Consider the following 25,361-nt stretch of genomic DNA (forward strand, 5'->3'; position numbering starts at 1 on the left):
AACAACTATGAAAAATTTTGGATTAGCGCTCGCTGCAGTTGCGCTTACTTCTTCTGCCGCCTTGGCTGAGGTGACAGTGCAAAGCTGCAACCGCACAGTGACATTTGAAAGTGTGCCTCAGCGTGCGGTCTCGCACGACACCAACATTACCGAGATGATGTTGGCTCTGCAGCTGCAAGAAAAAATGGTTGGCTATACAGGGATCTCCGGTTGGAACAAGTTGGATGCCGATCTTATTGCTCAAATGACAGCATTGCCGGAGCTCGCGCCCAAGTATCCAAGCAAGGAAGTGCTCATCGGCGCAGATGCAGATTTCCTCTTTGCCGGGTGGAACTATGGCATGAAGGTTGGAGGTCCGGTTACGCCAGAAACTCTAGAACCCTTTGGTATCAATGTGTATGAGCTAACCGAGAGCTGTATTCACCTAGGTGAAAAGCCAAAGGTGTCAATGGAAGACATGTACAATGATCTTCTTAATCTAGGTCGGATTTTTGATGTCGAAGAACGCGCCAAGGCACTGGTGCAATCGTATAAGGACGACCTTTCCACCTTCAAGGCAAACCTCAATACCTCTGAAACGCCGCTGCGGGTCTTTGTCTATGATAGCGGCGAAGACTCCCCGTTTACAGCTGGGCGTTATGCGATGCCAACGGCGCTGATTGAGGCAGCAGGGGGCGTTAACGTTTTGGACACGCTGGATAAAAGCTGGGCCCGCGTGAACTGGGAAGCAGTTATCGAAGCCAACCCGGAGATCATTGTGATCGTAAATTATGGCGAGGTAACCGCAGAGCAGAAGCGGGCCTTTATGCGAAACAACCCGGCATTTGCCGAGTTGGATGCTGTGAAAAATGACCGATTCGTTACACTTGACTATGCCGAGGCCACGCCGGGACCACGAAACATCAAAGCCATCAAGAAACTCGCTGCTGCATTTTGGGGAAACTAACAATATGAGCGAAGGTGCCAGCGTTCTCGCAGCTCACAAAGCTGCCACCACTTTTTCTTTGGTACAGATTATATGTGCGGGCTTCGCTGCGCTGGTGCTTTCTGTCTACCTAGCGGTCTCTGTAGGCGCGGTCACCATTTCAATGGAGGCCGTATGGGGCATTCTTGTGAATAAACTCTTGCCTGGCATGGTTGAGCCGAGCTGGTCGTTAGGGCGCGAAAAAATCCTCTGGGAAATTCGCCTGCCACGAGCCTTGCTGGCGATCATGGTTGGGGCCGGTCTCTCCATCGTGGGCGCGTGTTTACAATCCGCTACCCGCAATCCTTTGGCCGATCCGCACCTGATCGGCATCTCGGCCGGAGGCGCGCTTGGGGCCGTGTTAGCCCTGTTGCATACTGGATTGTTTTTGGGGTTGTTAACCGTGCCGCTCCTGGCATTTGCGGGCGCGCTTGGGGCTACGCTCTTGGTGATCAGCCTTGCCAAGTTTACCAGCGCGATGAGCGCTGATCGCCTTGTGTTGACGGGCGTTGCTGTCAGCTTCGTGCTGATGGCCGGCGTCAATATTCTAATTTTTCTGGCAGACCCGCGAGCCACTCACAGCGTGGTCTACTGGATGCTAGGCGGATTGGGGTTGGCGCAATGGAGCCACCTGATCTATCCACTCGCAGTGTTGTTGCCTTGCAGCCTTTGGCTGTGGTCGCGCGCCGGATACTTTAACGCCATGACCATTGGCGACGAAACAGCCACAACTCTTGGCATTCCAGTGGGAAAATTCCGGCTGGAGGCATTTGTGATTGGGGCTCTTATTACTGGCGTGATGGTGGCATTTTCCGGGATGATCGGGTTTGTTGGGTTGATGGTGCCGCACATTGTACGCTTGTTTGTAGGTGGCGATTACCATCGCTTGATCCCGGTTTCTGCCTTGTTCGGTGCCATATTTTTGTTGTTGGCAGATGTGTGTTCCCGCACCGTAATGAAACCAGAAGATATGCCTATCGGTATTGTAACCGGCCTTGTTGGCGGTGTTTTCTTCATTTGGCTGTTGCGCGAGAAGGCCTGAGCAAGCCGATACAAATTGCCGGAAATCGGGTTGCTTCTCAAGGTAGAGAACGTCTTTAGGCTTGATACTTTTCCAGCCAGATTGTTAGGCTCTGCCGTTCTTTTTGCTTTAAACACGAAGTGATCTGGGCCTCAACCAAGCTGAGGTCCTCGGAGAAATGTGACCGGTAATATGAAGGAGGAATACTTCGACATATTTACTTCAGTCCATTTAATTGAAGCACCCCACCGTAATTAGATACAAGCAAAATTATAGTTGACTCATAAATTCAAGTAATTAAATATACCATTGCTGATTTCAGCGGGCCCGATGTTTCGGCAACGATTTTCCATATGTTTTTTAGGAAGTATCGATGCTAAAAACTGTTGTAGTGTCATTGGGGGCCATCAAGACTTTTTGCCCTCAATTCCAAGCTCGGCTTGGGGTGCGGATAGCAAGTATTATTTGCTGCTGCATTTTATGGAATTCGCTCCCAGCCAACGCCCAGAGCATTAAAGAAAAGCAAGATCCACCTGAGAAAAAGGCGGATGCAGCAACTATAGAGCTTGCACCTGTTGTATTGTCTAGTCCTGATGATGCGCCAGAGGGTTGGCAAGGTGCGCCCGAGTGGGTCTACGGCACTCCTGCGGCTATCAGTGTCATAGGCCGAGAGAAAGTTGCTCAGGAAAACGTACGTTCAACGGCAGATTTGCTTGAGGATGTTGCTGGCGTTGCCGTAGCGGATAACCCGCAAGACCCCGGGATTTCGATCAATATCCGCGGTTTGCAAGATCAAAACCGTGTCAACGTAATGATTGATGGAGCTCGGCAGAATTTCCAGAAGGCTGGTCATGCTTCAACAGGGAAAGTGTATATAGATCAATCATTTGTTCGCCAAATAGCGATTGAGAAGTCTGCAAAAACTGGAGTGGGTGGAGCAGGGGCAATTGGCGGCTTGGTGAACTTTCGCAGCATTCAAGCTAGCGACATATTAACCACCGGAAACGATTTTGGTGTTGAAGCGAAAGCAGCAACCGGAACGAATGCCTACAACTTTAATGGGAATATCGCTGCTGCCTATAAAATTAATGATGCCATTAGCGTTGTTGCAGGCATCAGCAAAAAGAGCCTAAGCACATACAAAGCTGGCAAAAGCGGTAATTTGCGCGAAAACAGACATGGCGACCCGGTTGTCTTCACTGGGTCAAAGAGCTTGTCTTGGCTAACGAAGGTGAATTTCTCACCTGACAACGATCATTCGGCAGAGCTTTCTGTGTTGGGCTTCAATGATGATGTCAGTTCATCGACGATTTATGGAACCTATCCAATTCACTCAAAGATTTCTAACACCACTGGAACATTTAGATATAGGTGGAACCCTGAAAGCAGCTTTTTCGACCTTAAGACCCATTTTTGGGCAAACAGGACACATAATGACGAGTATATGCCTGCAAGGAGCAAGAGAAGCGCAATTGATACTGACTATGTGATGAACTCCTTTGGAGGAAGCTTGGAGAACATCAGCCAGTTCAGTCTTAGCAATGCAGACATTGTCTGGACTTATGGTTTGGAAGCCTTTCGCGATTTTGCTGAAACCTCACCTGTTAGTCATGATCCAAGTGAAGACCCTCACAAAGTCTGGTTTGGGTCAGAACCATCAGGGATGCGGAGCGTCCTGAGTGGATTTAGTAATTTAAATGTTTCTCTGGACCAATTCATCGAACTTGGTGCAGGGTTACGATACGACTACTACAAGCTTAATGGCACGGCCAAAGTCGTAAGTGAGGTTGACTTTGCTATGAATATGACTTCGTTCAACGCACTGTCAGCTTCTTCCAAAGGATCTCGAATTTCCCCTGAAGTCCACTTAGCAATCAACCCGATTGAAGGTATCCAGCTTTTCGGAAAATACTCAGAGGCTATACGCTTCCCGACTATCATGGAAACCTATCTAGGTGGCAAGCACATCGGGTCGGTTCCAGTCGCCTTCCAACCCAATACAGAGCTGGAGCCAGAACTAGCTAAAACATGGGAAGCAGGTCTGAATGCTTCAGTCGACAGTTTGTTGTTCGAGGATGACCGGTTTCGGCTTAAAACAACGTACTTCAAGAGAGTTGTTAGCAACTATATTACAAGAGGTTATAGGAAAAGAATAGTTGGAGTGTCAGGTGTTCCCCGCTATGAGCTCCCCTTTAACGCAATTGGCTATGTTAACTTGATTGATCCAGTCGCTATGGAAGGAATTGAGGCTGATATCAACTACGATGCCGGGTTTGTATTTGCGAGCCTTGGCGTCTCGAAAACTTTTTTTGATATTGCTCGTGCTCGTTATGCAAGTAAAGCTGATGGTGTCCCAGATACAGTGAATGATGCGATTTTTGCTCAGAATGTTCCTCCCGAGACCAAAGTAGTGGCTACAGGCGGAGTGCGATTACTCGACAAGGCGTTGGAGCTGGGCGCGCGTTACGCGCATGTAGTGCCCCAAAAGCAGCTAGGAGCTAGTGCAACATCATACCATTTAAAGCAATTCTCTGTGATCGACTTGTTTGGCAGCTACAAGTTCAATAAAAATGCGCAGCTAAACATTAACGTCGATAACCTCCTGGACACTGCTTATGTCGATCCAATGACATCAGACTTTCCCTCACCAGGAAGGACAGTAAGTGCTTCCTTGAACATCAAGTTTTAAACTAGCTTTGCCAGCCAGCGTAGCGCCAGCCTGCCATAAACGATCGCAAGTTGCGCGATCCTCTCTCACCAGCCCTTTTTGGGCAAAACTCTAAAGTGAGGTTACAATGGCTGTAACAATTGATCTAACCGATGCTAATAGTGATGGTGTTGGTGTCGACATCGCAGCTTACTTTGCGGACTTTAATCAGAGCTTTGACATGACCGGTTGGGGGCATTTCTCCGGCAACCCATTCGACTTCAGTGGTAATAACTATGCCGGTACAAATGGCTCTGGTCTCCTACCATTCATTAGTGATAGTGCCCAATCATTTGTCGTAGATTCTGGCAGTGCAGGCGACGTTAATTATAGCCTTGGCACCCACCAACTAAGCGGTTCTGTTGATGGCGTTTCCTTTGGACATGGCCTAAACTATTCTTCAAGTTCAGATAGCTTCTCTCACACAACAACAGACATTGGCATCACTGGCCTTGGCATAACAGGTTCTGGTGCGGGCAACCCTGTCCATGACCTTGTTTATGGCTTGATGAAAAACAACACCAGTGCACTTGAGGCTCAATTGAGTGCCAATGATTTGGTCATCAATGGGAGTGATGGTGCCGATAGTATCCAAGGCTATGCAGGTGATGACACCCTGACAGGCAATGGTGGAGACGATATCTTCGTATTCGCCACCGGCTCCGGGAACGATACAATTACGGATCTGACAGTCGGTGATAAAATAGATGTTTATGATGCTTGGAACGGCGTCACGGAGTTTGCTGATTTGATTATCGACTATGCGTCAGATGTCGGAAATGCAATCATTTCGATAGCAGGTGCAACCGACACCATTACTGTTGAGGGTTATAGTTCCGGTTTAGATGATGGCTTCTTCGTTTAGTGCGCAGCTTGCCTGCCCTCTACTTGGCATAATCAGGCGTGGCGGCATCCGCTGTCACGCACTGACATAGGTTTAGCAAGCATCGCCGTCACTTTAACTCGCTGTAGCGCAACCTATTTCGCCTTGCTCCCGGGGATCAAACGATCGCGAACTGATCCAGAAGCTAATGAGCCAATGCCGGAAGGCTGTGGTAGCAAACAGGAAGGTGCAAAGGTTAAAGCAAAAGAGTGTCAGCTTTTTTGCGCGCCTTAGCTATGTAGCAAAGCCCCGTTCTGCTCCTCACACCCAACCAACGCGACTATTTCACATAGTTTGTTGCGCGAATGGTTTGCTCTAGCTTCGAGCGTTCTTTGCATCCCGCTGGGCACAGCTTCTTTAACTTCTTTAGGTTTTCTTCTGCAGCAGAAAGGTCTCCAAGCAACAGGAAGAGTTCCCCTTGATACTCTAGGGCGCCCATATGTGTTGGCTGCAACTGCAACGCCTTATTGTAAAGCTCTCCTGCCTTGCCATATTCCCCTAGTTTTCTGTAGGTGAAACCAAGAAGATTTAACGTGTCAGCATCGGGTGGCTCTAGGGCGCCCGCAGTCTCCAGTACCTTCAGCGCGTCATCGTATCGCTCTGCTTTGATTAGCTCTGTAGCTTGGGTAAACAGCTCATTCTTCTCTTGTGTCGCTTCGTCTTCCCATTCCGCCATTGCTCTTGTTGTCAGTCCGATGATCACCGCAATGGCAAGAGACAAACGTTTCATTGATTTCGTCCTTCTCACTCTTCACAGCTTTGAGATGAGGTCCAAACCAGAGCCAAAAGGCGCTGGTTTGTCCCCCCCACCTGTCACTAATGCCCTAATTCCCTAGGAAATCTGCGAATTGCATCACCGGTTCCCCGCCATCTCTGCCAGTCTCCTTCAAGTGAAGGCGTTGCTGGGTTTTTCCATCTGCGGCAAGCCCATTTGGAATGTCGAGCGAAGGGCCATCAAACGGAGCCGAGCGTTTCAGGACGCGTTCATCAGTGAGGGTCTCCAAAAAAGCTACCAGTGCGTCGATGTCCCGGTCACTCATCCCAAGTTGACCGATTCCCAAATCCATTTGAGAAGCTTGTGCTATCCCGTCTCTGGCAACATAGTCATGGAAGTCTCCGCCACGGTTGTAGAACTGAACAACTTGCCTCAGCGTCGCATAGCCGTGGTTATGAAAATATGGGGCTGTTAGCGCGACATTCCGCAGTGTTGGAATTTTGAAAGCTCCCTTTGCTGCAGTTGGTTCCCCACGTGCGATTGTAGGGACTTCTTCTGCATGCCCGGCTTCGGCAACATAAAGACTTGCCAATTCTGTATTGGAAATTTCCTTAAGTGGCATCGTCTTCAACATCGCTTGTGACAAAGGATGCCCCCAAGGGTCCGTATCTCCTTGGCCAAGGTCTGCGTCCCATGCAGTTACACCGATGTTGTAAAACCCTTGATCGTAAACACGGACGCCACAATCAGCTGTTGTCATGCGTTCGATCTCTTCAGGTGGCTGGAACGCAGGCGTTACATCCGTATTGTTGAAGCCAGTTACCGAAGTTCTGTACACCGCACCGGTGAACTCTGGGCCGTTATGGCAGTCCGCGCAGCCGTGCTGCTCAAACAGTTCTTCGCCACGCTTTTCTTGCTCATTCAGCAATCCGGATTTGCCCGCTGCCAAGTTGTCAAAATGTCGATCAAGCTTGGAATCGTCGGACACCAGCATCGCAAGGTATTCGCGCACAGCAAGGCCAAAGAACAAGCTGAAGTTTCTTTCTATTTGAGTATACCCATCAGCGCTTCGGTAGTCAGTGGCGGCCCACCATTGAGGCTGGAAAGCGTCTTTGACCATCTGACGATAGGTCCCCCTAAGCCCTTGCGCTTCAGCAAGTTCACCTAGCAAGCTGTCTTCTGCATGGACAACCTGCTTCGCCAATGGTGTTGCGTCCAATAGATCGCGCCCGATATCCGCTGTTGTACGCCCAACATGTGACATCTCGATATTATCGACAATCGGCGCAACTGCCAGAGAAGCAAGGGACGCGTTGGGAATGCGGACTGGCGTTTCGACAACTTCACCTGCTTCAGTAAGCTTCGCAAGTCGGGCGTCAGGGTCTCTCACGCCCCAGTTGTTGACGCCATTAAAAATTGCCTCGGCGCGGCCATCCCAAAAGTTGCGGTGGTAGAAAACTGCATTGATCACGCTCGGCGCCGCGCGTGCGGTGATCGCTCGAGCCCCTTTCACCGACACGTCTTCAACTTTTGCCTTGCGGTATACATCCGGCACAATACCTTGAGAGCCTATATTTTCGTTAATGATACGAATATGCCCCAGTTTTCGGTCTGCCGGATCGTTAGGCATCGCAAATGGGAATGATGCCATGCTCAGATTTTCGACAAAGGACTGCCCTGTCGCGCGAGGATCAGCGCCAGCGGAAAAGTGACAGGATGCGCAAGCTTGCACCCCATCACTGCCAACCTGCATATCCCAAAACAAGGCCTTCCCCAACTTCGCCGCGATGATCGGGTCTTTTACAAAGTCCGCTAGATTTTCTGGTGTTGGTACCGGCCATCCTTTAAGTGAGCCTGGGCCAATGTTGTCGTCATCTTGGATTTGGCCCTTGTAACGAGCGAAGAATGCATCTTCGATATTACACTCCCCTTCTCTAGGAAAAGGGCCAGTATCTCTATGGCCATCATTAGCATAAATGCTTGTTGTGGAGAAAAAGACACTGATGATTAGAGCAACAGATATTTTTACTGTAATACTTACGGGTGAAATAAAGCTCGATAATTGGAGGTATGCTTTGCTTGGCGTCATTTTTATTTCCATGGAATAGTATATGATTAAAATCAGAAATAAAATGATCAATTTATTATTGTCAATAATGCGTACGTAATTTCATATAACATTCATTTTGTTGTTGCTGTAACGTCAAGATCCCGTCACCTTAATTTGAAATATCGCAATTAGAAGCGGCCAAGTTGCCTTGGGCTTTGGCATCAGTTGGGCGCACTTGTTAGAGTTTTGATGACAACGAAGCTCTCTACAACCAACTCGGCTCACCTGTGAGTCTATGCATGGTTTGCTGACATTCATGTGGGAAAGAATCGCACTCTATGTCCAGCGGCAGTGCGACTAACATAGATCCATGAAAGCGTAACGAAAAATAGTGCCCTGTTCCTGCGGTATATCCTCCGTGTCACGCTTGCCTGATAGCTGAAACGTTAAAATTTACTCTACGCTAAATTGCCACCAAAATAGTGGGGGAATTCTATCATTTAACAAAAATTGAGTGAAGCAATAAGTATACCTTCATCATATGTTGCGCTATGAACGTCATAAGGTCTTGTAGCTGGCGCTGATTAGTTAGTGAAGATAACTTTTTACACCCTTTGTAACCGATGCATTCATAGTGAGTAATGCAGATGCTTCCCCAGAACTGCTTTTTGTATTCTAAACAAGAAATCATCGATTTGAAAAAGTCAAAGCTATTTGGCTACGGACTAACCTCATCCGCGATAATTCTGGGGTCGGAAGGGATGGATCAATATGAAGCGCAGGGGAATTCTGAGCTTCCAAAGGAAGGTCGGTTTATAGGCGTTTTCCTCGATAATGCTCAGACAATAACGATTAGGGCAGATGCAACAGGCCAAGAGCTGCTTTATTTATACCGAAATGGCGATGATTGGGCGATCTCAAACTCATTTCTATTGCTGGCGGAAAGCGTAGGGAAGCGAGCAAAATTAACGCTTCACGCACCAGCTGTCTTGGGGTTTCACCTAAAAAATGGGGTGCACATTGGGGAGCAATTGGTTTCCCACCGAACGGCGATTTCAGAGATTACCATTGTTCCAATTAACGCAGAGTTGAAAGTTGATCGCTTGGACGGGAAGCTGGAGGTGCAAAAACAGCCCTATCTGGAAATGTTCTCTTTACGAGATGCAAGTTATGAGGACGCCTTTATAAATTTTTTAGAGCGCGGAGCCGGGTTACTCAATTCTTTGATGGAGGCAGGCTTACCATTGAACCTGCTTCTGTCTGGCGGCTATGATAGCCGGCTTGTGCTTTGTCTTGCCCTTGCCGGGCAATCGGCGCCCAATCTTCGTGTCACAAGCTACGTGTTCAAGGAAGATGATTATAGGGTTGCTAAGTCACTTTGTGACATGCACAGCTTGGAGTTGAATGGCTCTGCCCCCAAAAAACCATCGGACTTTTCAAGTAGCGATGCTATTAGAGCATATCTCCTGAGTTGCGGGGGGACTTACCTACCTTTTTACCCCGTCCAATCGACACATTCAAAAGCCTCCGCCGAACTCCGGCTCACCGGTGATCAGCCGACAGGTTGGGACCATTTTAATGGACGAGCAATGTTTAATGGAGATGCGCGAAAACTCGGGAATGATATAGAAGTATTTCTGAAAGAGCGAGGATGTGGCACCTCTGTGAAAGAAGATTTCCTAAGTTCTTTTAGTGAGTTAGATCTGGATGCTGATCATCCAGTAGCTATGTTGGCCTACTACAGTGCCATTAGGTCGCGGTTTCATTGCGGTAGAAACTGGTACAAATCTCTTGGCGTTGAGTTTCTGTTTACACCACTGATGCAAAGCGACTTTATCTCGCTGGATTTTGACAACGCAAAGCGCGGTGCGGATCCTAAGAAGTTTTTTGCAGATGCTTTTAGTGCGTTTGGAGGCTGGGCTTTAAAAGAGCCATTTGAATCAGTTGATCGAGAGTTTTCATCAAGCTTGTTAGATAACTCACCTTTCAAGGGAGGCGTAAGTCTCTCTCCAGCAGCTTTTAAAATCTATGGTTCGATTTGGGTTGATGAAAATAGAAGCCCTGATTTGCTTTCTATTAACTTGGATATGGATTCGAAGCCGGAGTTGATTAAACGGGATTTGCAAACAATGTTTTATAGAGCTCGCCGTGCAAAAGCTTCCAACCTCTTCATAAGTAAAGACTTTGCAGCGGCAAGCGCAGAAATTCATGCTGATGGCCGCTTAAGCCATGACTATCGAAAGTTATGCCACATCCTATCAACTGAAGTAATACTCAGGATAATTGATGAATCAGGGCAATAGAAAATTTTTGCCTTAAGTTTAAGGCAGCATATGCAAAGAAATACCGCCCTAAGATTTTCTAAATAATTTAGAGAGGTTCTGAGAGACATGGCGTTGAAACATATCAACTTACCGCCAAGTCAATAAGGTGATTGCAATCTACGTGTCACCAACTTGGTGTGGTCTTAGAAAATGGCCAATAGTTCCATAGTCTACTGGCCATTTTGTTGCTTGTTAAAGCGCGGCAAGCACGAGGACTTCAATTTTGTAATGAGGTTTTGCCATGCGAGCTTCCACACAGACACGTGTGGGTGCAGCGTTCAAATTTTCTACCCAGCTATCCCAAACCTCATTCATTTCATCATATTCACGCATGTCAGCAAGCCAGATTTGAACAGAGAAGACCTTTTCTCGGCTTGTGCCAGCTTCGGCCAGCAAGTTGTCAACCTTTGTAAAAACGTCTTTTGATTGCGCAGTGATATCGCCTTCAATCAGCTGAGAAACCTGCCCAGCCAAATGGACAACATCGTTATGTATTGCAATTGCGGAAAAGCGTTTGGAACCACCAATTTTTTTTAGTTCTGAGCTCATTTTAACTCCAAATTTAGTTTGTCAGACTGTTCGTTGAACAGCTGCTCTTGGGGATGGAAAATCGAATGGGGTATTGAGTGAGAAGACGCGCTAGTCGTTATCCGTCAGGCCAGCTCCGGCACCGCTCAGTCGAGAGGCTTCAGTCGCCGGGGCAAATGTACGCTGCGAAAACGCAGCTAACCGGGTCCAGCATGCATCACTTACAATTGCTCTATGAAGCGGCCTCGTTTGCGAGAGCATTTGCGCAGGTGCAGAGCATTCTACGCGTTTCGCTCGCGCCGCCAACAGCGCGCTGGCTTCGCCTTGCACGCACAGCTCTTTGCCATTTGTTACCAAGCGTGCACCTTGCCACTCAACCGCAACAGGCTGCCCGAGTCGCAACGCGGCCCCAGAAGCAAACGGAACAACGAGAAGCGGAAAATCCACCTCCAGCATAGTAATAATGTTGCCAAGCTCCATTTTTACAGCGCAATCGCTCATAGAAGCACCAGCAATGAGCGGGTTTAAACGTCCAGCCGCGGCTCGCCAAATGCCCTCCAGTGCAACTGGTGAGAAGTCTACAGCTGGTAGTTTGTCATTTAGCTCTAGTAGCGAAACAAGCAAATCTGGACCAGAAAACCCAAAAGAAGCAAGCCAGCGCGTTCCTTTGGCAGCTTCTTCACAAAGTCCCCAAGGTAGGCCTGCACCGCGAGCGGCTCGCTTGCACATGGCTTCGATTTCATTGAGAGAAAAGCTCATTTAAATCTCCCTACCAAATGCCGGATAAACCCAAAAATCATCAAAGTGCGTGGAAAGGTCCTCTGGATAAGGCGCGTTAGCATACATGTTGATGCGAACCCATCGGTCAGAGCGGGGGTCAAACTGAACCGCACCAAAGAACGCCAGTTTACATCTCAGCATGTCGATTGGAAGCACATCACTTGCAATCGTATTGTCACGGATTTCTGCGTATGAAGCTTGATTAACAATTTGCACTCGCCGGACAATGTGCCTGTACTCAGGGTGACGCAAGAGGAACTGGGCTGTGTTTTTGTCGCTCGGCCAATGACTTAAAGCGCGATACAGCGCGGCGGCGTCGCGCCCAGGAGCCAAGGGCTGTTCATACTCCTCGATAGGTTCTTTAAACCGTTCCCCAAGGCGTGGTTCAAGCTTTTCCTCCGAAACATACCAGGCTCGCGCTTTGTTGTGGTGTGCGTCCCAGTCAATATTTAGTGCCCAACCGTAAACCTGTTCAAGGACAGTTCGTAGATCACCAAGTGGCATGGCGCCCGCAATCCTGAATGTGGGGGTATTATCTGCTGCCATAGTACTGGCCAGATCATCAACCAAAGCACCGTAGGGTTCCAAAATCAAAGAGATCAGGAACTCCTGCCCCTCCAGTGCGAGCTCCTGCTCAGACCATGTACACAGCCTGCTCCAAGGATACTCCGTAGTCTCATCGATGCTGTCGGCCAGTTGTTGCAGGCACTTGAGATCCTTTTTAAAGACTGCGATCTTTTCAGCTTGCGTGCGGTGCTCTGTTGTCCAGTGTTCTGCTGACAAAATGCTGCGTTCCAGCAGCTCCGAAAACAACTTGATCTCAGACCGAGTTGCATGTTGGACCGCGCAAACACGTGCCGCCGCCTGCTCTCGGGCCGCAATCCAGTTGTTAAACAAAACTGGGTGATTGAGTAAGAACGGCGCCATGCCCAGTCCGGTTGAGTTTCCGATCCCGATCCTCTGGGCAATTTGGGGGTTAAGCTTTACCGCGTTCTCACCGCCCTTCATCTTGGCAACATGCTCAACCAAATCCCGCACAAAGGCTCTTGTCAGGAAAACGGAGAGCATCTCGACTTGAAACGGGCTTTGAAACTCCGGTCTATCAGCGATCATCTCCCTATCTGCTGCGCCAAATTTACCTGATCCGTAAACGGCGGTGGTGCGCATTAAATAGCCAACGGCTTCAATTTTCTGGATATCGGGCTGTTCGCCTTTCGCAAGTGCATCAACCACGTGCTCCCAAAGCCGGGCAGACCGGTTGGCACGCGACAGGGAGAGTTCTTTTTGGGAGATACGTCCCGCTTCTTGCAAAGGCACGTTACGTACAAGGCGTTCGATATCTTGCGAGCTAGGGACGCCGTCGAATAGTGTAAACGTGGCATCCCAAGCATCCGCGATCACACGGTCAGAGCGTTTTTCCTCTGGCAGGTCATGAGAAAATGCAACGAGTGAGTATGTCCGTTCAGGTCCACGAGCGGAGTAAACAGCGTAACCAACACCACATGCGTCGATCTCAAAGACTGGTCGGTCAAACTGCCAGTTTTCGTTTTGCAGACGCCGTAACAAAATACGCATGAAGGAAAGGCGAGATTGATGGATCGAACCAAGTCGGCTTAACTTCATCACCTTATCTGGAGCACGAAGCTGGCGTAAATCGGTTTCACAAAGGGGCATGGTCATGTGATCCTTTGAACAGGCTAAGTGCCGATCTGCCCGAACTCGCTAGCGGTGAGCTCGGGCATAACGTTTAGCTGTCTTTACCTTTCGCGATTGTGATACGTAGCGCATCCCAAAGAGAGGGAATAAGTAGCAAGGAAACCGGTACGGCGGTGATAACAATGAAGCTTTGCAGCTTTGAAACCCCACCTGACCCTACAGAAATCAGGATCAGTGCCATTAATCCCATTGCTATGCCCCAAAACACGCGCACCGCCATTGAAGGTGTGCCATTCTTGGACATGGTGACAGAGATGACGTAGGTCATAGAGTCGCCAGTTGTTGCTACAAAGATCGTTGTCAAAACAAGGAACAAGATTGAAACCAAAAAGCCAAGCGGTAGCTGCTGGGTAATCGCCAGCAAAGCTGCTGGCAGGTTAAATCCTTCAAACGCTGAGGCAATAGAACCGGCCTGCTGCAGTTCAAAGGCAATCCCTGATCCGCCGACAATGGTAAACCAGAAGTTGGTCACAATCGGCGCGACAATCGAGAGCATGATCACAATCGAGCGAATTGATCGGCCACGGGAAACACGTGCAATAAACATGGCCATCAGCGGGCCGTATCCCATAAACCAGCCCCAGAAGAAGACGGTCCACCAGCCAAGCCAGCCCGGCTCTCCAAATACACCTGCTTCACCACGGTAAAGAGCCATGCCGAAAAAGTTGCTTAGATAGGTCGCAAAGCCAGAGAAAAAGCTATTGAAGATGAACGCCGTTGGGCCTGCGAGCAGGACAAAGAGAAGCAGACTGGCAGCAAGAATGACGTTAAGTCGGCTCAGTAGCTGAATGCCTTTGGATAAGCCGGATATGGCCGATACGGTATAAAGTGCAACAAGGCCAGCTATGACGATTGCTTGAGTGGTAAACCCATCAGGAATGCCAAAAAGATCACTTAAACCATAGCTCACTTGCAAGCCGAGAAACCCGATAGGGCCCACAGTACCCGCGACAACGGCGATGATACTGGAGGCGTCTGCAATCAAACCGATTGGACCATTAATAGCCTTGTCACCAAATACAGGATAGAGCAGCGTGCGCGGCGCCAGTGGCAGGCCCTTTTCATAGTGGTAATGCATCAGCATTACCGTACTCAAAGAGCCAAGGATTGCCCATGCCAGAAAACCCCAGTGCATAAAGCTTTGAGCCATAGCAGCATCAACTGCGGCATCAGTTCCAGCTTCAGCCCCGAAGAGTGGAGGTGATGATAGGAAGTGCGCCATTGGCTCCCCAGCCGCCCAGAATACGCCGCCTCCGGCGAGCAGAGTGCACATTATCATTGCTCCCCACTGGAATACGGTAAACTCGGGTTTAGCCAGATTGCCCAGAATTGCCTTGCCACCTGGTAGTACGCATAGGATCAAGCCCAACAAGAATGTTGCCAGAAGCAAAACCTGCCAAAAAAGCCCAAAATACGTAGCAGAAGCATTGAAGCCCCAGTCAACGAACGCAGCAAGAGCGTCGAGTTTAACTAGCGCGAGCAAACAGAAAAGCACGATAAAGCCACCTGTGATTGCAAGCAGCGGCTTATTCGTATCATTCGTGTCCTCTACAGCTTGCTTGGTAATATCCGTCATATTTCCCTCCCTGGTGACGGCTATGCAGCATGTTCAGTTAGGCTGAACTCTTCTTCTTCAACTCCAATGGGGATGAGTTAGGCAGCCTCTCTTTGGCTGGTGCTGCGTGAAAACTGCTTTCGTAAAAGCAGTACCAATTTCGGCCCATGATCCCTGCGATTTCCTCCTCATTGAAACCGACAGTTCGCAATCCTTTTTCAAGGTTGCCAAAATCTTTGTTGCTTTCGAACCACTCCGGCATTGGCGGAAAGCCCGGTGCGCTGGCGGAGCCTTCTCCATAGTCCGTTTCTTTTGTCCAGCGCCCCATCCTCATCCACTCCACAACCCGATCAGGCTGGTCCTGACAAAGATCAGAGCCAATTCCCAAGTGGTGTGTCCCAAATTTCTCTGCGGTTCGAGCAATCATCGAGCAAAAACTCTCCAGAGTGCACGCTGATTTATCTTTGAGATGATGCGGGTAAAGAGAAAATCCAAACATGCCGCCATTTTCTGTTACTGCGCGAATAACGTCATCTTTTTTGTTCCGCAGTGCTGGTGCCCATTCAAAGGGGTTGGCATGCGTGATCGCGATTGGCCTTTCAGAGTAGTCTGCGGCCTCAATCGTCGAGCGGTCAGCAGAGTGGCTCATGTCTACGACAAGGCCAACCCGGTTCATCTCCCTGACCACCTGTTTTCCCATTCGGGTAAGCCCCGTATCTTCAGCCTCATAACAACCTGTCGCAAGTAACGACTGATTGTTATAAGTTAACTGCATGAAACGAGCGCCGAGACGATGCACGATTTCAACGAGTCCGATATCGTCTTCAATCGGGCTTGGATTTTGAAAACCAAACAGGATGGCTGTCCGGTTTGTCTCGCGAGCCTGGTCAATATCTGAAGCAAAGTAGGCTGGGACAATCAGATCAGAATATTGCTCAAACCAGCGGTTCCATTGTTCAAAGTTCAAAACGGTTTCGCGAAAGTTTTCATGATACGCGATAGTCACGTGAACCGCGTCCAGTCCCCCCTCGCGCATCTGCCGGAAAACTTTCTCCGACCAGTTGGCATACTGTAGGTTATCGATCCACATCACGCTGGAACTCCCGCCGAGATATAGGAGGTCTTAACGACAGTGTAGAAGTCTTTCGCGTGGGAGCCTTGTTCGCGTGGGCCGTAAGAGCTATCTCCACGCCCCCCAAACGGAACATGATAATCGGTCCCTGCAGTCGGCAAGTTCACCATCACGCAGCCAGTTTGAGCGTTTCTGCGGAAATGTGTAGCTCGCGCTAGGTTTTGCGTCACAATACCTGAGGTCAGACCGAAGTTGGTGTCGTTAACTGTTGCTAACGCTTCGTCATAGCTGCCAACCTTGATTACCGAGGCAAGCGGGGCAAACATCTCTTCGCGGTTGATCCTCATTGCGTTATTTGTATTCAGGAAAACGCCTGGTGACATGTAAAAGCCCTGTGTCGGCATTTCTATGCGCTGACCGCCACAAGCAAGTTCTGCCCCTTCAAACTTACCAAGCTCGACATATGACAAGTTCTCGTTCAACTGCTGTTGGGAAACAACCGGGCCTATCTGCGTACCGGCATGCAGGGCATGGCCGACTGTCATGGCCTTCGTTCCAGCCACAAGCTTTTCGACAAAAGCATCATGGACTGCTTCATGAACGATCAGGCGAGATGATGCGGTACATTTCTGCCCCGTACCTCCAAAAGCTCCTCCCAATGCCAGAGAAACCGCCAGATCAAGATCTGCATCATCCATGACCGCAAGGGCGTTTTTGGAACCCATTTCCATTTGAACACGTGTCAGATTTTGGATTGCCGCTGTGGCGATACCTTTACCCACCGGAACAGAGCCAGTGAAGGAGATTGCATCGACTTTCGCGCTCTCGACAAGTTTCTGGCCAATATCTCGGCCAGATCCCATCACGAGAGAAAAGAGGCCCTTTGGAATATCCTGTCGCTCAATTATCTCTGTCAGAGCGACGGCCGAAGCAGGGGTCAGGTTTGCTGGTTTCCAGACCACCGCATTGCCGAATGCTAGGGCCGGTGCGATTTTCCAAGAAGCCGTCGCAGTGGGGAAATTCCAAGGCGAAATGATCGCAACAACACCGACAGCTTCACGGCGAATGTCAACTTCAATGCCATCGCGAACAGAATCCGCATTCTCCCCAATCTGGCGCAGCACCTCAGCAGCATAGTAGGTAAAGAACTGGCCGGCGCGGTAAACCTCGCCCTTGCCCTCTGCAATTGGTTTTCCTTCTTCGCGCGAAAGAAGAGTTCCAAGCTCTTCCGAGCGAGCCATAAGCTCAGTGCCAATTGCGTTTAGTGTATTGTACTTGCGTTCCAGTCCATAGGCCGCCCATTCTGCTTGAGCAATGCGTGCTTGATCGAGTGTCGCTTCGAGCTGGTCAGCAGATGCTTGAGCAAACAAACCGATGAGATCGCTCAGATCTGAAGGGTTACGGTTTTCAATTTCGCTCGTGCCTGATGTCCAGTTGCCTGCAATGAGGTTAAGTTGCGTATCGACCATGTGATCTACTGCCTGTCTCTTTCACTCGTAGAATTACTGAGTAGACTATGGACACATGATTCAATTTCAGTCAAAATCAATTTTCTGTAATTTGCTTCAGGAAAATTGAAATGCAGATTAAAATCGAGATGCTTCGCTGCTTTGTAGCCGTTGCGCGCACTGGCAATCTCAGTGATGCGGCTGAGATCTTGGGACGCACTCCCTCCGCTCTTTCAATGATGTTGAAGCAGCTTGAAGATAACCTTGGCCAATCATTGTTTGAGACAGACCGTAAGAACCGCCTCTCTGCGCTTGGCGCATTTGTGCTCGAGCAAGCTGAAAGGGAGTTGCAGCAGTTTGATGGAATGGTTCAGGATATTGTAAACTTTGCCAAGGCAAAGAGTGGTAAGGTACGTTTGGCGGCGGTTCCATCTGTTGCGAACACGATCTTACCGGGTGTAATCGCGCGGTTTCTTTCAATGCACCCTGATGTTCATCTAGAGCTTTGGGATATGGACTCGCCGTCAATTTTGCGAGAGCTCGCTAAAGACAGGGTTGATTTTGGTATTGCATCTACGCAAGGGTATCCAACCGCATTTCACTGCCAACCCCTCTTTTCGGATCGATTTGGCATCTTATGCCACCGGTCAAGTGGCTTGCTTCTTAAACGCCAAAATCTAAGCTGGGAAGACTTAAGACAAGAGCGCCTGATTGCAAACAATCTGTCACAATCCATTCAGGTTCCGGCCTGTCAACAATTGCACAGTGACGCTGGTTTGAGGGTGCATAACATAACATCGTTGATTGCGATGATTCGGAACAAAGTCGGCATTGCCATTCTACCGGAGACCACTGCCCAGATGCTCAACGCAGACGAGATCTGCTTTATTCCACTTCCTGAAGCAGGTATCCAACGAGAGATCGAGCTCATAAAAAAAAGTGAAACATCTCCTTCTCCTGCAGCACTTGAGTTAGAGCGCACAATTCTGGAATTCGTGCAAAGTAGGCAAATCTAAGACCAGCAAAATCCTCATGCCACCCCCATCTGCGGTGCACTCAGGGTTTCCGGGGCATTGTTGCCGCAGATCATGCGATATTTGGTGAAAAAGAGGCGGTGCTCGCTCAAATGAGCAGATGCAATCGCCTCGCCAACTGACGACTTATGTCGCTGTGTAACAACCTTTCAAGGATGCGTAGGTCATGCTATTTGCCTGATGTCCTAAGCTGAGTAGTCTTGCGGCTTTAACCGGCTTTTACTTTGCAGGTAATGCCCAAGCTTGTATGATTTCAACTATTTCTCCTCCCTTATCTTCCTGTAGGAAGTGGGAAGCATTCTCAATGGTTTGATGTGGTTGTCCAACAGCACCCGGCAAGCTCTGGAACTGCTTGTCGATCCCTTGCCCAGCCAAGAACGGATCTTTATCACTAAAAAGCGTCAACACCGCACTTGTGCCTTTGCGCAACTCCTCCCACGCAAGGCGCGCCTCCTTCAGTTGGGTGGCTACAATCTGGGGCATAACACGTGTTGCGACGTGATAGCGGTTATCTGGAAAGGGCGCACCATAGGCAGCCTTTTCCTCTGCACTTAAATGGCGCTCGGTCAATATTTGCATTATCTCACCGATCTCTATGGCATCTGCCCAATGGAAGTATGAGGACCAGTTACCGTAGGATTGCTTGCGAGCCAGTGTTTTTAAAGAGGCCTTTCCAGCAATAACTCTAAGAGCCCTTAATATTTTGGGTAGGAAGAAAGCTGCGGGCCCTTTCACATCAGCCAGAGCAGTGTTGGCAACGATCACGCGAGAAATTCAGGATGGCTTTTGCGCCATAACCCGCAGTCCAATCATCCCACCCCAATCCTGCATAAAAGCGTGAGCATTATCGAGCCCGAGCTTCTCCACAAATTCACTCATCCAATCCACTTGCGCTTGATAGAAGTATGAGCTGGCGGCAGCTGGCTTGTCAGACTTGCCAAAACCGATCAGGTCCGGTGCGATGACACGATATCCCGCAGCCACCAGCTGCGGGACCATGTGACGATAAAGGTAACTCTACGAAGGCTGACCATGTAGCGAAAAAATCACTTTTTCGTTTTCACGCCCTTCGTCGAGGTAATGCAGCCGCATACCATCGACCGCCATGTAATTCAGCGGGAAAGGATAATCAGCTAGCTCTGCGAAGGCACTATCGGCAGTGCGCAAGACTTCACCGTGTTTTGGGTGCTGATAACTGCTCATAGGGCGCCCTCCCACCCCGCAAAATTTGGCGTTGGCAGGATCTGGCCATGCATATCGCCAGTGAGTGCTGCAGCGTACGCCTTGGCGATGTCTTTTGCGGAAAGGTCACCGTCTGTGGGGATGCCAAACAGCTCCATGCTTTCCTTTACAAAAATGGGGGAAACCACGTTAATCCGAATGTCGCTGTCTTCGGATGCAGCTACTCGAACAAATGCCTCAATGCCCGCGCATGCAGCTGAAATCGCGCTGGTTGCGGGAATTGCCTGCCGAGCTGCAACACCCGACGTTAGCGTGATTGATCCGCCTTTCTTGACGGCGTCACGCCCCTACCGCAACACGTTCATTTGTCCCTTCATTTGACCGTCTATCGTGCGGTCAAACTCACTATCGCTCATGGTGGCGACAGCGCCCATGACACCGTCACCGGCCACACAAATGATTGCATCCAGCGGGCCTACCTGAGAAAACAGCTCCCGAAGGGAATCTGTGTTTGAGATATCTACCTTGAAAGTGTCGGCAGTACGCGAGGCAGCTATCACCTCATGCTGGGTGTTCAGGGCGTCAAAAACCGTGCGCCCGATCATCCCGGACGCTCCAATCAATAGAATTTTCATAGGTTACTCCACTTAATGCAGGGGCATGCCGCCCTAAATCGCGGCAGGATCAGTCATCAATTCCTGCTTTGCGATGTATAAAAGCAGCGTTCCTTAAGTCGCCGTTTCAAGCGCCTGCCCCGACTTCAAGAGCGTAGTCTTCCTGCAAAGAGGAAGGAAGTTGCGGCAATATGGGCTCTCCTATTGGCTCCTTTTAAGAAACGCTGTGGCTCAAGAAACTGGATAACAGTCCCGCTGCATCAAAAAAATATCTTTTCAATCAAAATGGTCAAATATATTGACCATGATCAATCTAGACCACCTTCAGGTTGTCGCAACTATCGCTGACACAGGTAGCTTTCAGATGGCCAGCGAGAGGCTGAACAAAGCTCGGTCGGCCGTGTCTTACTCTGTCAAACAGCTAGAAAAGTTCTATCAACTACAGATTTTCGACAGATCGAAGTATCGCCCGGAACTCACGCCAGATGGTCGGGCCTTGCTTTCCCAACTCCGCCCCTTGCTGGCGCACGCTCAGCAGTTTGAAGAGTACCTGCGAGATCTAAAGGGCGAAAGCGAGACTGAACTGCGCCTAGGCGTAAGCAGTAACTTTCCGATCGCTCGAATTGCTGATCTCCTACAAGATTTAAAACAAGCCTACCCCGCGACAACAGTCCACTTGGAGATTGAAACAGCTTCTGGAGAGCGGCAGCTTTTGGCTGAAAAGGTTGATATTGCCATTTTTGCCGTCCCATCTCGCAGCCCCTTTATCGACTACCGACCTATCGGCAACATGTCATTTCCATTGGTTATTGCAGACAGGTTGGTTAGTTGCGACCCGAACAAGCTGACAAAGACCGATCTATCTCGTTATCCGCAGGTGGTTATAAAATCCAGCGACGAGAAGGCTCCGAACACCGGCATTCTGGATGAAGCTCTCAAGTGGTACGTGACGGATATGAACACAAAAAAGGAGCTCATCACCGCCGCCTTGGGGTGGGGCGTCTCCCAGATCATATGGTCGAAAAAGAGATTACGGCAGGTGACTTGATCGCCTTGCCTACGCTCGGAGAGCTATCGATGCCGCTGTGCTTAACCAAGCGAGCCAACAAGATTTTGGGGCCAGTTGGTCGTATGATTTGGACGTACTTCGAGGATATATCACTCAACCTATAGGATCTACGTCCCCCCCCATATTCCAGCACAGAAGGCAAGCGGAAACTAGTAATCTTGGCAAGCACCTTGTTTGCTTTAGCAGCCGACGGCAATCCTATTGAGTTTGCTAGCCTTAGCCAAGCGCAACAAACGCTCAATCCTGTGCGAATTGCTCTATCAATTTCCTTTTGAATCAGAGGCCGTAACCAGCACCAAGCAATATTGAAATGTGTGCTTCAGGTCTCATCTGTGATCATCGGATCAAACACTAGGCGGTTCAGGCGGGTTATACTGCAAGCCTGCCTGAACCACATTGACACACTTAATACTGGGTGCGGCTTGCTCCCGCCCGACACGAGGGTTTGAGCGCCGCTATTGTTTCAACATTTCCATTGGGGCCGCCTCAGTGTCCATTCACACTCAGATAGCCACCAAAGCAAAAGGGTCTCACCGGCATCAAGCTACTACCAGTCAGCAACGGACCCATCTTCATGACGCCATAACGGTGCAGCCCAGTCATGGCCGATGGCAGCGCGTCGTGCAATAACGTCTTCGTCTAACTCAATCCCCAACCCGGGTTTCTGCGGGATTGGTAGGAACCCGTCGACGACTTTAAAGCGACTATCCGGCAGAAGGTAATCATTGAGATCTCCGCCCGCATTGTAATGAATGCCAAGGCTCTGTTCCTGAATAAAGGCATTATAGCAAACGGCGTCCACTTGTAGGCTGGCTGCCAGCGCAATAGGGCCAAGTGGGCAATGCGGTGCTAGCGCGACATCATAAGCCTCTGCCATGTGGCCAATGCGTACCATTTCAGAAATGCCTCCGGTGTGAGCAACATCTGGATTAATTACCGCTGCTGCCCGTTTTTCAAAGACCTGTTTAAAGTCGTAGCGAGAATGCAAGCGCTCACCGATACAAAGCGGAATAGATGTAGCCTGTGATAGGCTCGCCATCGCGTCAATTTGCTGGGAAACAACCGCATCCTCTACAAAAAGCGGTCTTAAGCACTCCAATTCTTTTAGCAGGACGCGTGCCATGGGGTAGTGAACACGGCCATGGAAATCAAACGCCAGATCCATTTTGTCACCGACCGCACCGCGCAAATCACTCAGCTGTTTGAGGATTTTGTCTACCTTTCTATATGTGTCGAGGAATTGTAACTCTTCACAAATATTGAACTTCACCGCGTCAAAACCGGCGGCCAGCAGCTCGTTTGCTCCGGCAATAAGATTAGAGGGGCGGTCTCCCCCGATCCAGCGATAGCTGCGCACCTTCGTGCGTACAGGCCCGCCCAGCAATTGGAAGATTGGCTGGCCATAGGCCTTCCCTTTGATGTCCCAGAGCGCCATATCAATACCTGAAATCGCACTCATCAGAACCGGCCCACCACGATAACAACCGCGCCGATACAGGCTCTGCCAGATATCCTCAATGCACATTGGATCTTGCCCGACGAGCAATGGCTCCAACTCAGCAATCTTAGCCGCCAAAGTTCTGGCGTGCCCTTCTAGAACGGGCTCGCCCCAGCCATAGACGCCTTCATCCGTTTCTATCTTTAAGAACAACCAACGGGGTGGCACGAGATATGTTTTTAGTTTTGTGATTTTCACCGACATCTCCTAGGCCCGACAATAAGTCAGATCAAATGTAATACATAAGCATATTATTGTAATACGTTATGAAGAGGTTCAAGGTGTTTTGGCCGGTATCTGTGTGGCGTATATCACAGATTGGCGCTTTGCAGATTGATGGTACTGCGATGATCAGCTAAATTAAATGTATTACATGAAATCAGAATTGAATGACATGAGCGACAAATTGAAAAACAAGAGTGATAGATTAACAGAGGGTTTGGCGAAAAGCCTGTTTTCCGGCCAAACGCGACCAAACGAGTTGTTGCCGACCGAAGCAGAGCTTGGGCAGCGTTATGATGTAAGTCGACCAACCATTCGCAATCGGCTCGAAGAATTTGCAAATTATGGCATCATTCGCCGACAGCCGGGGCAGGGAACACGTGTCTTGCCTTATAGCGAATGGAACATCCTTTCAGAGCAGGTTACCAGCTGGATCAGCCAGTATGCCGAGGACGACCTGCCTTTCTTTCATGAAACTCTAAAGTTTCGCAGTCTTATCGAACCAATCGTTTCCGCCGAGGCAGCAATCAAAGCGCAGGCAGACGACCTGATGCATATCGAGCGTGGCATTATTGGTATGGAGAAAGCTGTGGAAGATCCGGATTTTTGCTTTGAAGGACAGCACTACAACGAGTGGGACGCCAGCTTTCATGAAGCGATCTATCGTGCCTCCCGCTCGATGATGTGGGGGCACCTTGCCGCAGTGGTGCGTCCAACCTTGCTAAGGATAGCTGAGACCAGCTTGGATAAACAACAGCTGATAGAGAAGAGCCTCCCTGCACACAGGCAAGTGTTTGAGGCAATCCGGCGGCAACAACCGCGCAGAGCCTACGATCTGGCGAGAGAGATATTGGTGTTAGGTGCCGCAGAGTCAAACTGGAAAGATCAGTTTGATGATGCAGAGGCGGTTATCGGATCGGTTTTTGGTTTTCATCTTAAAAACAATGACGAGGACCAAGAGTAAACATGCATATGCATGGATTTTCTTCAATATAACTGGGAGAAACAAATGAAGAAGATTACTAAATCACTTGCACTTGGCGTCGCGGCGCTTTCTGTTGCTGCTTCTGGAGCATTCGCGGGCGAATGGCCCGAGCGCCCTGTCACCATTATTGCAGCTGCCGGTGCCGGTGGCGGGACTGATGGAGTCGCCCGTATATTGGCAAACCACCTCAAAGAGCGTCTTGGTCAGCAGTTCAATGTTGTCAACCAAGGGCAAGCCGGTGGCGTTGTTGGCATCACCAACATGGCTAATGCGGAGCCTGATGGCTACACGATTGGCCTCATTTATAACTTCGCGCACTACAAACTTCTGGGTCAGGCGGATTTTGATTACAAGTCCTTCCGTCCAATCGCGCAAGTGAACTTTGATCCCGCAGCATTCCAAGTGGCTAACGGCTCTGATTGGCAAGACATGCGGCAAGCGCTTGATGCAATCAAGGCTGATCCCGGCGCCTATTCCATCGGTTGTGGCGGCGGTTGCGGTGGGTCATGGCCGATCGCAGTTGCCACGTTGCTGGATCAATGGAAGGTGGATCTAAGCAAGGTCAATATGGTGCCAGGTAAGGGTGCGGCCGCTGCGATGCAGGATATGGTCGCAGGTGGCTTTGACGCTGTTCCGTGCTCATTGCCAGAGGCCGAGGCTTTGATTGATGCCGGCGAAGCACGCAGTTTGGCTGTGTTTAAGCCTGAGCGCTTGGCGAAGTATCCTGATGTGCCGACACTGAAGGAAGCAACAGGTCTGGATCTTGAGCTCGGAGCATGGCGCGGGATTGTCGCCCCAGCTGGTTTGCCAGACGAAATCGCTACAAAGCTGGAAGCTGCGCTTGATGAGATCGCTCATGATCCGAAGTGGATCGAGGAAATGAACTCACGCGGCTTTGGTATCCGCTGGCGCAATTCGGCTGAATTCACGGCCTTCGTAAAGCAGCATACTGACGAAGTTGCCGCTGTTCTGCCTGCGCTGGGCTTGAACTAAC

21 protein-coding genes and 2 pseudogenes are annotated in these 25,361 nt (G+C 49.7%); 9 read left to right on the top strand and 14 right to left on the bottom strand.

Annotated features, from left to right (window positions below):
- Positions 1–7: 7 nt before the first annotated feature.
- The 4 genes from AYK82_RS02960 to AYK82_RS02975 all read left to right on the top strand — a co-directional run bounded on the left by AYK82_RS02960 (position 8) and on the right by AYK82_RS02975 (position 5,557).
- Entirely contained in the window at positions 8–946 is a 939-nt protein-coding gene (locus AYK82_RS02960) for an ABC transporter substrate-binding protein (protein WP_068311159.1), read from the top strand.
- Between the two features lie 4 nt (positions 947–950).
- A complete protein-coding gene (locus tag AYK82_RS02965; RefSeq protein ID WP_068311162.1) occupies positions 951–2,006 on the top strand; it encodes a FecCD family ABC transporter permease in 1,056 nt (351 codons plus the stop codon).
- Between the two features lie 352 nt (positions 2,007–2,358).
- On the top strand, positions 2,359–4,674 hold the full coding sequence (locus AYK82_RS02970; RefSeq protein WP_068311164.1) for a TonB-dependent hemoglobin/transferrin/lactoferrin family receptor: 2,316 nt from the start codon (positions 2,359–2,361) through the stop codon (positions 4,672–4,674).
- 106 nt (positions 4,675–4,780) lie between these two features.
- Positions 4,781–5,557, top strand: a complete 777-nt coding sequence (locus tag AYK82_RS02975; protein ID WP_068311165.1) for a heme acquisition protein HasA — start codon at positions 4,781–4,783, stop codon at positions 5,555–5,557.
- Between the two features lie 298 nt (positions 5,558–5,855).
- Here AYK82_RS02975 and AYK82_RS02980 read toward each other — a convergent pair whose 3' ends face one another.
- Together AYK82_RS02980 and AYK82_RS02985 are read right to left on the bottom strand one after the other, a co-directional pair.
- On the bottom strand, positions 5,856–6,305 hold the full coding sequence (locus AYK82_RS02980) for a tetratricopeptide repeat protein (RefSeq protein ID WP_068311166.1): 450 nt from the start codon (positions 6,303–6,305) through the stop codon (positions 5,856–5,858).
- 94 nt (positions 6,306–6,399) lie between these two features.
- Entirely contained in the window at positions 6,400–8,379 is a 1,980-nt protein-coding gene (locus AYK82_RS02985) for a cytochrome-c peroxidase (RefSeq protein WP_068311170.1), read from the bottom strand.
- A gap of 608 nt (positions 8,380–8,987) precedes the next feature.
- Between AYK82_RS02985 and AYK82_RS02990 the strand changes: the two genes are divergently transcribed.
- A complete protein-coding gene (locus tag AYK82_RS02990) occupies positions 8,988–10,643 on the top strand; it encodes a hypothetical protein (protein WP_156453238.1) in 1,656 nt (551 codons plus the stop codon).
- 213 nt (positions 10,644–10,856) lie between these two features.
- Here the strand turns inward: AYK82_RS02990 and AYK82_RS02995 are convergent, their stop codons facing one another.
- The 6 genes from AYK82_RS02995 to AYK82_RS03020 form a co-directional block, all read right to left on the bottom strand.
- Positions 10,857–11,213 (bottom strand): RidA family protein, encoded by a 357-nt coding sequence (locus AYK82_RS02995; RefSeq protein ID WP_068311172.1) that lies wholly within the window; start codon positions 11,211–11,213, stop codon positions 10,857–10,859.
- Positions 11,214–11,303: 90 nt separating this feature from the next.
- The gene (locus AYK82_RS03000; RefSeq protein ID WP_068311173.1) at positions 11,304–11,951 is read right to left on the bottom strand and encodes a DUF3726 domain-containing protein; all 648 of its coding nucleotides are present in this window, start codon (positions 11,949–11,951) and stop codon (positions 11,304–11,306) included.
- Positions 11,952–13,652, bottom strand: coding sequence for a hypothetical protein (locus AYK82_RS03005; RefSeq protein WP_068311174.1), 1,701 nt, complete (start codon positions 13,650–13,652; stop codon positions 11,952–11,954).
- Positions 13,653–13,719: 67 nt separating this feature from the next.
- On the bottom strand, positions 13,720–15,264 hold the full coding sequence (locus AYK82_RS03010) for a BCCT family transporter (protein WP_068311175.1): 1,545 nt from the start codon (positions 15,262–15,264) through the stop codon (positions 13,720–13,722).
- A gap of 37 nt (positions 15,265–15,301) precedes the next feature.
- The gene (locus AYK82_RS03015; protein WP_068311176.1) at positions 15,302–16,333 is read right to left on the bottom strand and encodes a membrane dipeptidase; all 1,032 of its coding nucleotides are present in this window, start codon (positions 16,331–16,333) and stop codon (positions 15,302–15,304) included.
- On the bottom strand, positions 16,333–17,784 hold the full coding sequence (locus tag AYK82_RS03020) for an aldehyde dehydrogenase family protein (RefSeq protein WP_068311177.1): 1,452 nt from the start codon (positions 17,782–17,784) through the stop codon (positions 16,333–16,335). Before AYK82_RS03020 ends, AYK82_RS03015 begins: the two co-directional genes overlap by 1 nt.
- Positions 17,785–17,894: 110 nt before the next feature.
- Here AYK82_RS03020 and AYK82_RS03025 point away from each other — a divergent pair, with 110 nt between their 5' ends.
- The gene (locus AYK82_RS03025) at positions 17,895–18,779 is read left to right on the top strand and encodes a LysR family transcriptional regulator (RefSeq protein ID WP_068311178.1); all 885 of its coding nucleotides are present in this window, start codon (positions 17,895–17,897) and stop codon (positions 18,777–18,779) included.
- A gap of 237 nt (positions 18,780–19,016) precedes the next feature.
- Here AYK82_RS03025 and AYK82_RS03030 read toward each other — a convergent pair whose 3' ends face one another.
- The 5 genes and pseudogenes from AYK82_RS03030 to AYK82_RS03045 form a co-directional block, all read right to left on the bottom strand.
- Positions 19,017–19,376, bottom strand: a complete 360-nt coding sequence (locus AYK82_RS03030; RefSeq protein ID WP_156453239.1) for an alpha/beta hydrolase family protein — start codon at positions 19,374–19,376, stop codon at positions 19,017–19,019.
- Positions 19,377–19,571: 195 nt separating this feature from the next.
- Positions 19,572–19,802: pseudogene (locus AYK82_RS03035) on the bottom strand (alpha/beta fold hydrolase); the annotation flags it as partial.
- A 12-nt stretch (positions 19,803–19,814) separates the two neighbouring features.
- Positions 19,815–20,000 (bottom strand): hypothetical protein, encoded by a 186-nt coding sequence (locus AYK82_RS03040; protein ID WP_068311182.1) that lies wholly within the window; start codon positions 19,998–20,000, stop codon positions 19,815–19,817.
- A pseudogene (locus tag AYK82_RS18460) lies at positions 19,997–20,305 on the bottom strand (SDR family oxidoreductase); the annotation flags it as partial. The pseudogene AYK82_RS18460 and the gene AYK82_RS03040, both read right to left, overlap by 4 nt.
- A 21-nt stretch (positions 20,306–20,326) precedes the next feature.
- Positions 20,327–20,614: an SDR family NAD(P)-dependent oxidoreductase gene (locus tag AYK82_RS03045; protein WP_082733696.1), complete on the bottom strand. Its 288-nt coding sequence runs from the start codon at positions 20,612–20,614 to the stop codon at positions 20,327–20,329.
- Between the two features lie 283 nt (positions 20,615–20,897).
- On the opposite strand from AYK82_RS03045, the gene AYK82_RS03050 reads away from it, so the two are divergent.
- The gene (locus tag AYK82_RS03050) at positions 20,898–21,641 is read left to right on the top strand and encodes a LysR family transcriptional regulator (RefSeq protein ID WP_208976357.1); all 744 of its coding nucleotides are present in this window, start codon (positions 20,898–20,900) and stop codon (positions 21,639–21,641) included.
- A gap of 568 nt (positions 21,642–22,209) precedes the next feature.
- On the opposite strand, the gene dgoD is transcribed toward AYK82_RS03050, so the two are convergent.
- A complete protein-coding gene (dgoD, locus tag AYK82_RS03055) occupies positions 22,210–23,358 on the bottom strand; it encodes a galactonate dehydratase (protein WP_068311185.1) in 1,149 nt (382 codons plus the stop codon).
- A gap of 196 nt (positions 23,359–23,554) precedes the next feature.
- Here dgoD and AYK82_RS03060 point away from each other — a divergent pair, with 196 nt between their 5' ends.
- Together AYK82_RS03060 and AYK82_RS03065 are read left to right on the top strand one after the other, a co-directional pair.
- Positions 23,555–24,346, top strand: a complete 792-nt coding sequence (locus tag AYK82_RS03060; protein ID WP_172795176.1) for a FadR/GntR family transcriptional regulator — start codon at positions 23,555–23,557, stop codon at positions 24,344–24,346.
- 45 nt (positions 24,347–24,391) lie between these two features.
- On the top strand, positions 24,392–25,360 hold the full coding sequence (locus tag AYK82_RS03065; protein WP_068311189.1) for a Bug family tripartite tricarboxylate transporter substrate binding protein: 969 nt from the start codon (positions 24,392–24,394) through the stop codon (positions 25,358–25,360).
- The last annotated feature ends 1 nt before the right edge of the window (position 25,361 follow it).

Origin of the sequence: Polycladidibacter hongkongensis, from assembly GCF_001561995.1 — a bacterium.
Taxonomy (GTDB): domain Bacteria; phylum Pseudomonadota; class Alphaproteobacteria; order Rhizobiales; family Stappiaceae; genus Pseudovibrio; species Pseudovibrio hongkongensis.

Coding starts and splice junctions, on each gene's coding strand:
- AYK82_RS02980 (WP_068311166.1), bottom strand. CDS start 6,305: ATGAAACGTTTGTCTCTTGCCATTGCGGTGATCATCGGACTGACAACA.
- AYK82_RS02985 (WP_068311170.1), bottom strand. CDS start 8,379: ATGACGCCAAGCAAAGCATACCTCCAATTATCGAGCTTTATTTCACCC.
- AYK82_RS02990 (WP_156453238.1), top strand. CDS start 8,988: ATGCTTCCCCAGAACTGCTTTTTGTATTCTAAACAAGAAATCATCGAT.
- AYK82_RS03050 (WP_208976357.1), top strand. CDS start 20,898: ATGATCAATCTAGACCACCTTCAGGTTGTCGCAACTATCGCTGACACA.
- AYK82_RS03020 (WP_068311177.1), bottom strand. CDS start 17,784: ATGGTCGATACGCAACTTAACCTCATTGCAGGCAACTGGACATCAGGC.
- AYK82_RS03025 (WP_068311178.1), top strand. CDS start 17,895: ATGCAGATTAAAATCGAGATGCTTCGCTGCTTTGTAGCCGTTGCGCGC.
- AYK82_RS03040 (WP_068311182.1), bottom strand. CDS start 20,000: ATGAGCAGTTATCAGCACCCAAAACACGGTGAAGTCTTGCGCACTGCC.
- AYK82_RS03045 (WP_082733696.1), bottom strand. CDS start 20,614: ATGAAAATTCTATTGATTGGAGCGTCCGGGATGATCGGGCGCACGGTT.
- AYK82_RS03010 (WP_068311175.1), bottom strand. CDS start 15,264: ATGACGGATATTACCAAGCAAGCTGTAGAGGACACGAATGATACGAAT.
- AYK82_RS03030 (WP_156453239.1), bottom strand. CDS start 19,376: ATGCAAATATTGACCGAGCGCCATTTAAGTGCAGAGGAAAAGGCTGCC.
- AYK82_RS03015 (WP_068311176.1), bottom strand. CDS start 16,333: ATGTGGATCGATAACCTACAGTATGCCAACTGGTCGGAGAAAGTTTTC.
- AYK82_RS02970 (WP_068311164.1), top strand. CDS start 2,359: ATGCTAAAAACTGTTGTAGTGTCATTGGGGGCCATCAAGACTTTTTGC.
- AYK82_RS03005 (WP_068311174.1), bottom strand. CDS start 13,652: ATGACCATGCCCCTTTGTGAAACCGATTTACGCCAGCTTCGTGCTCCA.
- AYK82_RS02975 (WP_068311165.1), top strand. CDS start 4,781: ATGGCTGTAACAATTGATCTAACCGATGCTAATAGTGATGGTGTTGGT.
- AYK82_RS02960 (WP_068311159.1), top strand. CDS start 8: ATGAAAAATTTTGGATTAGCGCTCGCTGCAGTTGCGCTTACTTCTTCT.
- AYK82_RS03060 (WP_172795176.1), top strand. CDS start 23,555: ATGAGCGACAAATTGAAAAACAAGAGTGATAGATTAACAGAGGGTTTG.
- AYK82_RS03065 (WP_068311189.1), top strand. CDS start 24,392: ATGAAGAAGATTACTAAATCACTTGCACTTGGCGTCGCGGCGCTTTCT.
- AYK82_RS03000 (WP_068311173.1), bottom strand. CDS start 11,951: ATGAGCTTTTCTCTCAATGAAATCGAAGCCATGTGCAAGCGAGCCGCT.
- AYK82_RS02965 (WP_068311162.1), top strand. CDS start 951: ATGAGCGAAGGTGCCAGCGTTCTCGCAGCTCACAAAGCTGCCACCACT.
- AYK82_RS02995 (WP_068311172.1), bottom strand. CDS start 11,213: ATGAGCTCAGAACTAAAAAAAATTGGTGGTTCCAAACGCTTTTCCGCA.